The organism is Sphingomonas sp. (assembly GCF_035758555.1).
Lineage (GTDB): Bacteria > Pseudomonadota > Alphaproteobacteria > Sphingomonadales > Sphingomonadaceae > Sphingomonas_B.
In genome coordinates, this window is sequence record NZ_DASTXI010000203.1 from 1 (window position 1) to 7,749 (window position 7,749).

8 protein-coding genes are annotated in these 7,749 nt (G+C 66.5%); 6 read left to right on the forward strand and 2 right to left on the reverse strand.

Annotated features, from left to right (window positions below; translation table 11 throughout):
- Together hemA and VFT73_RS12310 are read left to right on the forward strand one after the other, a co-directional pair.
- Positions 1–1,087 (forward strand): 5-aminolevulinate synthase (hemA, locus tag VFT73_RS12305; RefSeq protein WP_326411522.1); only part of this gene is annotated, 1,087 nt, incomplete at its 5' end.
- 17 nt (positions 1,088–1,104) lie between these two features.
- Complete coding sequence (locus VFT73_RS12310; RefSeq protein WP_326411524.1) at positions 1,105–1,833, forward strand: sulfite exporter TauE/SafE family protein; 729 nt, start codon at positions 1,105–1,107, stop codon at positions 1,831–1,833.
- Here the strand turns inward: VFT73_RS12310 and VFT73_RS12315 are convergent.
- Complete coding sequence (locus VFT73_RS12315; protein ID WP_326411526.1) at positions 1,830–2,387, reverse strand: YqgE/AlgH family protein; 558 nt, start codon at positions 2,385–2,387, stop codon at positions 1,830–1,832. The two genes, VFT73_RS12310 and VFT73_RS12315, sit on opposite strands and share 4 nt — an antisense overlap.
- A 108-nt stretch (positions 2,388–2,495) precedes the next feature.
- On the opposite strand from VFT73_RS12315, the gene VFT73_RS12320 reads away from it, so the two are divergent.
- The 4 genes from VFT73_RS12320 to VFT73_RS12335 all read left to right on the forward strand — a co-directional run bounded on the left by VFT73_RS12320 (position 2,496) and on the right by VFT73_RS12335 (position 5,985).
- The gene (locus tag VFT73_RS12320) at positions 2,496–2,978 is read left to right on the forward strand and encodes a peroxiredoxin (protein WP_326411528.1); all 483 of its coding nucleotides are present in this window, start codon (positions 2,496–2,498) and stop codon (positions 2,976–2,978) included.
- 61 nt (positions 2,979–3,039) lie between these two features.
- Positions 3,040–3,312: a hypothetical protein gene (locus tag VFT73_RS12325; protein ID WP_326411530.1), complete on the forward strand. Its 273-nt coding sequence runs from the start codon at positions 3,040–3,042 to the stop codon at positions 3,310–3,312.
- A 36-nt stretch (positions 3,313–3,348) separates the two neighbouring features.
- Positions 3,349–4,809 carry an AMP nucleosidase gene (locus tag VFT73_RS12330; protein ID WP_326411532.1) on the forward strand — a complete coding sequence of 487 codons (1,461 nt, stop codon included), beginning with the start codon at positions 3,349–3,351 and terminating at the stop codon, positions 4,807–4,809.
- 54 nt (positions 4,810–4,863) lie between these two features.
- Entirely contained in the window at positions 4,864–5,985 is a 1,122-nt protein-coding gene (locus tag VFT73_RS12335) for an SDR family oxidoreductase (RefSeq protein ID WP_326411534.1), read from the forward strand.
- Positions 5,986–6,150: 165 nt separating this feature from the next.
- Here the strand turns inward: VFT73_RS12335 and VFT73_RS12340 are convergent.
- Positions 6,151–7,749 (reverse strand): M2 family metallopeptidase (locus VFT73_RS12340; protein WP_326411537.1); only part of this gene is annotated, 1,599 nt, incomplete at its 5' end.

Consider the following 7,749-nt stretch of genomic DNA (forward strand, 5'->3'; position numbering starts at 1 on the left):
TGGGCCGAAGCCGATCACGGTCTGGTGCTCGAACGACTATCTGTCGATGGGCCAGCACCCGAAGGTGATCGCGGCGATGGAAGAAGCGCTGCACGATGTCGGCGCCGGCGCCGGCGGCACCCGCAACATCGCCGGCAACACCCATTACCATGTCGATCTGGAAGCCGAGCTCGCCGACCTGCACGGCAAGGAAGCGGCGCTCCTGTTCACTTCGGGCTATGTCTCGAACGAAGCGACGCTGTCGACGCTCGCCAAGATCCTGCCCGGCTGCGTGATCTTTTCCGACGAGCTGAACCACGCTTCGATGATCGCCGGGATCCGCAACTCGGGCGCCGAGAAGCGGGTATTCCGCCACAACGATCTTGCGCATCTGGAAGAACTGCTTGCTGCCGAGGACGCGGAGACGCCCAAGCTGATCGCGTTCGAGAGCGTCTATTCGATGGACGCGGATGTCGCGCCGATCGCCGCGATCTGCGACCTCGCCGACAAGTACGGCGCGCTCACCTATCTGGACGAAGTGCACGCGGTCGGCATGTACGGACCGCGCGGCGGCGGCATTTCGGAGCGGGACGAAGTCGCGCATCGCATCACCGTCATCGAGGGGACGCTGGGCAAGGCGTTCGGCGTGATGGGCGGCTATATCGCGGCCGACAAGGTGATCGTCGACGTGATCCGCTCCTATGCGCCGGGCTTCATCTTCACGACGTCGCTGTCGCCGGTGCTGGTCGCGGGCGTGCTTGCATCCGTGCGGCACCTGAAGGAATCGAGCGTCGAGCGCGAGGGCCAGCAGGCCGCTGCCGCCACGCTGAAGGCGATGTTCCGCGACGCCGGGCTGCCGGTGATGAACTCGACAACCCATATCGTGCCGCTGATGGTCGGCGATCCGGTCGAGGCCAAGCGGATCAGCGACATCCTGCTCGCCGAATACGGCGTCTATGTGCAGCCGATCAACTTCCCGACCGTGCCCCGCGGCACCGAACGCCTGCGCTTCACGCCGGGACCGACGCATACGCCCGAGATGATGCGCGAGCTGACCGATGCGCTGGTCGAAATCTGGGGCCGGCTCGAGCTGAGGCTCGCCGCCTGAGCCCAGCCGAGCTCGTATTGCTGGCCTTGGCCGCGGTCGGCGCCGGCGCGATCAATGCGTTGGCGGGCGGCGGGTCGATCCTGACCTTTCCGGCACTGATCGCGGCCGGCGTGCCGCCCGTCGCGGCGAACGTGACCAACACCGTCGCGCTGTTTCCCGGCTATATCGGCGGCATCATCGGACAGGCGCGGGACCTGAAGGGGCAAGCTCCGCGCGTGTGGCTGCTCGCTCCGGTCGCGCTCATCGGCGGACTGCTGGGCGGCTATCTGATCCTCGTCGGAAGCGAGAAGATCTTTCAGGCGCTGGTCCCGTGGCTGCTGCTCGGCGGCTGCCTGTTGCTGGGCATCCAGGACCGCATTCGCGGCGCCCTGCAACGCCGCTCCGGTGCGCTCGGCATCGGCTGGGCGATCGTCCCCGTGTTCCTGGCCGCGATCTACGGCGGCTATTTCGGCGCCGGGCTCAGCGTGATCTTCCTGGCCGTGCTCGGTCTCACCCTCGACGACACCCTGACGCGTCTCAACGGCCTGAAGCAGGCGCTGTCGCTGTCCGCCAACCTTTCGGCCGTGCTGATGTTCGCCGGATCGGGACTGGTGGTCTGGAGCGCCTCGGCAGCAATGGCTGCCGGCGCCCTGATCGGCGGCGCCCTGGGCGGGCGGTTGGCCAGCGTGGTGAGCCCGTTCGTGCTGCGAGCGATCGTGATGACGATCGGCGTCGGCGTCGCGATGCTGTTCTTCGTTCGCTACTAGGCCTGGCCGGCGCTCGCGCTGAGCAGGCGCGGGTCGACACCCGCGCTCTGGAAGGCAGCGCCCCAGCGTTGCTCCACGGGCGTGTCGAACAGCAGCGTGTCCGTCGCCTGGACAGTGAACCAGCCGTGGCGGGTCATTTCCTCGTCGAGCTGGCCTTCGTTCCAGCCGGCATAGCCGAGCGCGGCGAGCCAGCGGCTGGGCCCCTTCCCTTCCGCGACCGCACGCAGCACGTCGATCGTGTTGGTGAGCGCGAAGCGGCCGTCCACCTCGATCGTGTCCTGGCCGCCCCAGTCGAGCGAGTGCAGCACGAAGCCGCGTTGCGGATCGACGGGTCCGCCCAGATGCACCGGCGCATCGGCCGAATCGCCCGCCGGAATGTCGAACTGTTCGAGCAGCGCGTGAAAGCCGAGGCGCGGCGCCAGCCGGCCGATGCCGATGCCAAGCGCGCCGCGCTCGTCATGCATGCAGACGGCAATGACCGCCTTCTCGAAGCGCGGATCGCCGATGCCGGGCATGGCGAGCAATAATTGGCCGGTCAGGAACGGGGGAGTCATGCACCCGTTATAGGCACGGCGGCGGGGGAGCCCAATCCCTTGACGCTCCTCCCCCGCCTCGACACGAGGCTGTGCAAGGCCCGAATCGGGCGCGATCAGGAGATGATGATGACCATCACGGTTGGCGACAAGCTGCCCAGCGCGACCCTAATCAAAGTGACCGAGAGCGGACCCGATGCGGTCCAGACGGACGAGTATTTCAAGGGCCGCAAGATCGCGCTGTTCTCGGTTCCCGGCGCGTTCACGCCGACCTGCTCCGCGCGCCACCTGCCGAGCTTCCTCGAGAAGATCGACGAGCTGAAGGCCAAGGGGATCGATGAAGTCGCCTGCACTGCGGTCAACGACGCCTTCGTGATGGGTGCCTGGGCGAAGCAGGCCGGGGCCGAGGGCAAGGTCACGATGCTGTCCGACGGCAACGGCGCGTTCGCAAGGGCGTTGGGCCTCGACGCGGACTTCGCCAAATTCGGGATGGGCACGCGCAGCCAGCGCTATGCGATGGTCGTCGACGACGGCGTGGTGAAGCAGCTGAACGTCGAGCAGCCCGGCGAATTCAAGGTGAGTTCTGCCGAGTATATGCTGGAACGCCTCTGATCGGCGGAACGGACGCGCTTTGCGGTCGGTTGTTACGTCCGACTATTCAATGGAGGCTAGCATGGCGAACAACAATCAATCGGGCCAGGACCGCAGCGAAAGCGGCACGACGATGGCCGACCGGGCAAGCGATCTGAAGGAACGTGCCGGCACGCTGTTCCAGGGCGGCGTCGATGCGGTGAAGAACAATCCGGGCACCACGGCAGCGGTGATCGGCGGCGTCGCTGCGGCGGCTGCGGCTGTGATGAACAAGGACCGGATCGTCGAAGCGGCCGGCACGATGCGCGACAAGATGAGCAGCGGCCGGTCGGACAAGACGACCGACAAGGCGTGACTTGCCACTGTCATGGCGGGCCATTAACGACTCGCCATGACAGAGAAGAAGATCGAACAGAATCCAGGCGCGCTGATCGAGGAACTCGCGCGCATTTATGACGAGGCGGTCGAGGCGCTGCAGGCCGCCATGTCCGCATTCGCGCTCGATGGCACCAAGCCCGACCGCAAGGCCCGAAAGGACGGGCTGTTCTGCTACCCGGAGCTGCGCCTGCGCTTCCGCGGCGGCGGGCCGACGCCGCTGCCGATCCGCTCGTTCGGCCGGCTGGTCGCCCCGGGAACCTACGCGACCACGGTGACCCGTCCCCGGCTGTTCGCCGACTATCTGACCGAACAGCTGAACCTGCTGATCGAAGGCTATGGCGTCACCGTCGAAGTCTCGAAAAGCCGGCAGGAAATCCCCTTCCCCTATGTGCTCGACCCCGGGCATGACCTGACCTTGGAAGGCGTGTCGCCGGCCGAGCTCGCGCGCTGGTTTCCGGCGACCGAGCTTGCCCATATCGGCGATGAGATCGCGGACGGCATCCCGGCCGCGGACGGCGAGCTGCCGCGCCCGCTGGCGCTGTTCGACGGGCTGCGCACGGATTTCTCGCTGGCCCGGCTGCGCCACTATACCGGCACGCCGCCCGAGCATGTGCAGCGCTATATCCTGTTCACCAACTATCACCGCTATGTCGACGAGTTCGTCCAATGGGCGTGCAAGACGCTGGGCGAGGATGACCGGTTCACGGCACTGTCCGGTCCCGGCGGCCTTTATATGACGCCGGAGACCGTCGACCCCGACAAGGCGGTCGCGGATTTCGCATGGCGCCGCCACCAGATGCCGGCCTGGCACCTGACCGCGCCCGACCGCTCCGGCATCAGCCTGGTCAATATCGGCGTCGGACCTTCCAACGCGAAGACGATCACCGATCATCTGGCCGTGCTGCGGCCCGAGGCGTGGCTGATGATCGGCCATTGCGGCGGCCTTCGGCCGAGCCAGCGGATCGGCGACTATGTGCTGGCGCATGCCTATCTGCGCGACGATCATGTGCTCGACGATGTGTTGCCGCCGGAGATCCCCGTCCCGGCGATCGCCGAGGTGCAGCAGGCGCTCTACCGCGCCGCCGAAACGATTTCAGGCGAAAACGCCGACGTGCTGAAGCGGCGCCTGCGCACCGGCACGATCGTGACGACCGACGACCGGAATTGGGAGCTGCGCTACAGCAAGTCGGCGCTGCGCTTCTCGCTCTCCCGCGCAGTCGGCGTCGATATGGAGTCGGCCACGATCGCGGCGCAGGGCTATCGCTTCCGCGTGCCTTACGGGACGCTGCTCTGCGTGTCCGACAAGCCGCTCCACGGCGAGCTGAAGCTGCCGGGCCAGGCGAACCGCTTCTACGAACGCGCGATCAACGAGCATATGCGGATTGGCATCGAGGCCTGCGCCGAGCTTCGCCGCGAAGGCTCCAAGCTGCACAGCCGCAAGCTCCGCGCATTCAACGAGCCGCCGTTCCGGTAAGGGAAACGCCGCTCCCTTCACGCGTTCCCCCGGCAACCAGCCGGAGGACACACTATGCCCGGGCGACTGAAGCCGCTTGCCGAACAGATTATGGTCATCACCGGCGCGTCGAGCGGGATCGGCCTTGCGACGGCCCGCCGAGCCGCGGATTCGGGTGCCCGCGTCGTGCTGGTCGCGCGCAACAAGCAGGCGCTCGACGAAGCGGTCGAGCAGATCAAGCTGAAGGGCGGCCGTGCGGCAGCACTCGCGCTCGACATCGCCGATGAGGAAGCGGCCGAGCGGATCGGCGGCTTCTGCGCCGAGCGGTTCGGGCCGTTCGACACCTGGGTCAACGACGCCGCCGTTGCGATCTACGGCAAGATCGAGGAGACCTCGATGGACGAGCACCGCCGGGTGTTCGACGTCGGCTATTTCGGGCTGGTCGCGGCATCGCTGTATGCGGCGCGCGAGCTGAAGGAACGCGGCGGGGCGATCATCAATGTCGGCTCTGTGCTGTCGGAGCGGACGATGATCTACCAGAGCGTCTATTCGGCGATGAAGCACGCGGTCAAAGGCTTCACCGATGGGCTGCGGATGGAGCTGGAGGCCGACAGCGCGCCGGTTTCGGTAACGCTGATCAAGCCGAACGGCATGGACACGCCCTATCCCGAGCACGCCCGCAACAAGCTCGACGAACCCGCCAGGATTCCGCCGATCGTCTACGACCCGGAGCTGGTCGCACGCGCCATCCTGTTCGCGGCCGAGAACAGGAAGCGCGAGATGACGGTCGGCGGCGCCGGGCTGATGATCAGCAAGGCTGGCAACCTTGCCCCCGGCCTGACCGACAAGGTGATGGAGCTGTTCGGGCTCCCGATCCAGACGACCGACAAGCCGCCGCGCAAGGGCGAGGCGGACAACCTGTTCCGGCCGCGCCGCGACGGTCACATCCACAGCAACCGCGATGGCTATGTCCGCAAGCAGAGCCTCGCGCTGGAGGCGCAGATGCGGCCCTGGGCTGCGGTGGCGATCCTGGGCGGGGTCGCAGCGACGCTCTATGCGCTGGCCAAACGGCGGCGCAGCGACAGGGAAGAACCCGAACGCGCGCTCGCCGCGCACCAGACCGACGGCTCCGATTCCAGCGCCCAGTTCGAGGCGATGATTGCCGACGAGAACATGGTGCCGGAGCGGCTGCCGTAAGATCCTCCCCGAGCTTGCTCGGGGAGGGGGACCGCGCGAAGCGCGGTGGAGGGGCCGGAGCGAAGCGGAGGTGCTGCGTCCTCGCTTACGCTGCGGCCCCTCCACCACTCGCCTGCGGCGAGCGGTCCCCCTCCCCTCAGCACAGCTGAGGGGAGGATTGGGCCACTACCACCCGCATTTCTGGCCTTTGTTCTGCTGTTTCAGCCACGCCATCAGCGGCTGGAAATAGGCCACCATCGCATCGCCCGAGATTTCGCGGGTGCCCGTGAATTTCTCCAGCGCGTCGGGCCAGGGCCTGGACGCGCCCATTTCCAGCATCGCGTTCAGGCGGCGGCCGACTTCCTTGTTGTTGTAAAAGGAGCAGCGGTGCAGCGGGCCCTTCCATCCTGCCTGCTCGCACGCGGCCTTGTAGAATTGGAACTGCAGCAGCCGCGCGAGGAAATAGCGCGTGTAGGGCGTGTTGCCCGGCACGTGATACTTCGCGCCCGGATCGAACGACGTCGCCGGATCGCGCTGTGCGGGCGGCGTGACGCCCTGATACTGCAAGCGCAGCGCCGTCCAGGCCGTGTTGTAGTCGGCCGGCTTGATCTGGCCCGAGAACACGCCCCAGCGCCATTTGTCGACGAGCAGGCCGAACGGCAGGAACGCGACCTTGTCCATCGCCTGGCGGAGCAGCAGGCCGATATCCTTGTCGGCGCTCGGCACCTTCGCAGGGTCGAGCAGGCCGATGCTCACCAGATATTGCGGCGTGATCGACAAGGCGACGAAATCGCCGATCGCCTCGTGGAAGCCGTCGTTCGCCCCGTTCTTATAGAGGAAGGGCTGCGTGTTGTACGCGCGCTGATAGTAATTGTGGCCCAGCTCGTGATGGATGGTGGTGAAGTCGTCGCTGTTCACCTTGATGCACATCTTGATGCGCAGGTCGTTCAGGTTATCGACGTCCCAGGCCGAGGCGTGGCAGACGACCTCGCGATCGGCGGGCTTCAGGAACAGCGAGCGCTTCCAGAAGGTGTCGGGGAGCTCCGCGAAACCGAGCGACGAGTAAAAGCCCTCGCCCGTCTCGACCATCTTCTTCCAGTCATACCCCTTCGCCTTCAGCAGGTCGCCGACTTCGTAGCCGAGGTCGCCGGTGCCCGGCGGTGCGACGACGTCATAGATATTGCCCCATTCCTGCGCCCACATATTGCCGAGCAGGTCGGCACGGATCGGGCCGGTCTTCGGCTGGACGGCGTCGCCATATTTCGCGTTCAGCCTGGCGCGCGTGTAGCAGTGCAGCTCGTCATAGAGCGGCTTCACCTGGTTCCAGAGCTTGTCGGTCAGCGCGGCGAACTCGTCGGGCGGCATGTCGTATTGCGAGCGCCACATCGCGCCGGTGTCCGGATAGCCGAGCTCCTTCGCGCCCTGGTTCGCGATCTCGACCATGCGCACATAGTCGGCGCGCATCGGCTTGCCGACATTGTCGTGCCAGCTGACCCACATCTCCTTCGTTTCGGCCGGGTCGCGGCTGGTGCCCATCGCCGCCTCGATGTCGCTGCCGCTGATCGGCTTGCCGTGCAGCGTGCCCTTGCCCTTGCCGTAGGTGGAGTTCAGCCGGGTCGCGATCTCGTTGAGCTCGGTCGCGGCGCCGGGCGTGGTCGGCGCCGGCAGCACCAGGCCGCCGCGCAGGATGTCCAGCTTTCGCTTCGTGTCGAAGGAGAGTCCCGGAACCTTCTGGAATCGCGCCGCTTCCTTGGCGAATTTGACCGCCATTTCGGTACCGATGGC